General features: G+C 65.1%; 1 protein-coding gene. It reads right to left on the minus strand.

Translation table 11 applies throughout. The features are described 5' to 3' along the window. Positions 1-37 precede the first annotated feature (37 nt). Positions 38-1,324: an IS256 family transposase gene (locus AB0A95_RS34665; protein WP_357559985.1), complete on the minus strand. Its 1,287-nt coding sequence runs from the start codon at positions 1,322-1,324 to the stop codon at positions 38-40. Positions 1,325-1,394 lie beyond the last annotated feature (70 nt).

Consider the following 1,394-nt stretch of genomic DNA (forward strand, 5'->3'; position numbering starts at 1 on the left):
GGGGCTGTCTCGCTAACGGTGTTTCCGGCGATCTTGGTTAGTAGGTTTCAGCGGCTGGGAAGCGGTCGCTGAAGGTGATGGCGAAGGCGTTCAACGCGGGTTTCCAGCGCATCGTCCATCGGGTTCTGCCTGCTCCGGTGGGGTCCAGGGACCGGGTCACCAGATACAGACACTTCAACGCGGCCAGCTCGTTGGGGAAGTGGCCGCGGGCCTTGACCGCCCGCCGGTAGCGGGCGTTCAACGACTCGATCGCGTTCGTGGAGCAGATGACGGTGCGGATCTCCAGGTCGTAGTCGAGGAACGGGATGAACTCCGCCCAGGCGTTGTCCCACAAGCGGATCACCGCCGGATACCGCCCGCCCCACTTCTCCGCCAGGTCCTCGAACGCGGCTCGGGCCGCCGCCGCGTTGACGGCGGTGTAGATCGGCTTGATGTCGCGTTTCAACTCGTCCCAGTAGCGGCGGGAGGTCAGCCGGAACGTGTTGCGGATCAGATGAATGATGCACGTCTGCACCACCGTGCGGGGCCACACGTTCGTGACGACCTCGGGCAGGCCCTTGAGGCCGTCACAGACGAGGAAGAACACGTCCTTCACGCCCCGGTTACGCAGGTCGGTCAACACGCTCATCCAGAACTTCGCGCCCTCACCACCGGTGCCAGCCCACAGGCCGAGGATGTCCTTGTCCCCGTCGAGGGTGACCCCGATCGCGGCATAGAACGGCCGGTTCGCGACCTGCCCATCCCGCACCTTGACCACGATGGCGTCGATGAACACCGCCGCGTAAATCTCATCCAACGGCCGGTGCGACCAGTCAGTCATCTCCTCGATCACCTTGTCGGTGATCCGCGAGATCGTCTCCTTGCTGACCGAGGCGCCATAGATCTCGGCGAAGTGCGCGCTGATCTCCCCGGTCGTGAGGCCTTTGGCGTACAGCGACAACACGACCTCGTCGACCCCCGACAACCGGCGCTGCCGCTTACGGACGATCTGCGGCTCGAACGTGCCAGCCCGGTCCCGCGGCACATCTATTGGCACCGGACCGGTGCTGTCGGTCAGCACCGTCTTCGACCTGGTGCCGTTGCGGATGTTGCCCGCCCCGGCACCGGCAGGATCGTGTTTCTCGTAGCCGAGGTGCTCGGTCATCTCCTCGTTCAACGCGGTCTCCAGGACCGTCTTGGTCAACTGCTTTAGCAACCCGTCCGGGCCCGTCAGTGACAGCCCTTGTTCCTTGGCCGCCCGGACCAACTCGGCCGCGGCTTTCGCCTCGGCCGACGGCTCGGGCCGCTTCTTACGTCCGGTCTGGTCGTTCAGCGTCGCGGTCATCACGGCACCCTCCTCACCAGGCACAACGCCCGGCAGGTCAGGCCGGAAACACCCTTAGATCCACAGACCC

The sequence above is a fragment of the Micromonospora sp. NPDC049230 genome (assembly GCF_040647875.1).
In the GTDB taxonomy this organism is placed as follows: Bacteria; Actinomycetota; Actinomycetes; order Mycobacteriales; family Micromonosporaceae; genus Micromonospora.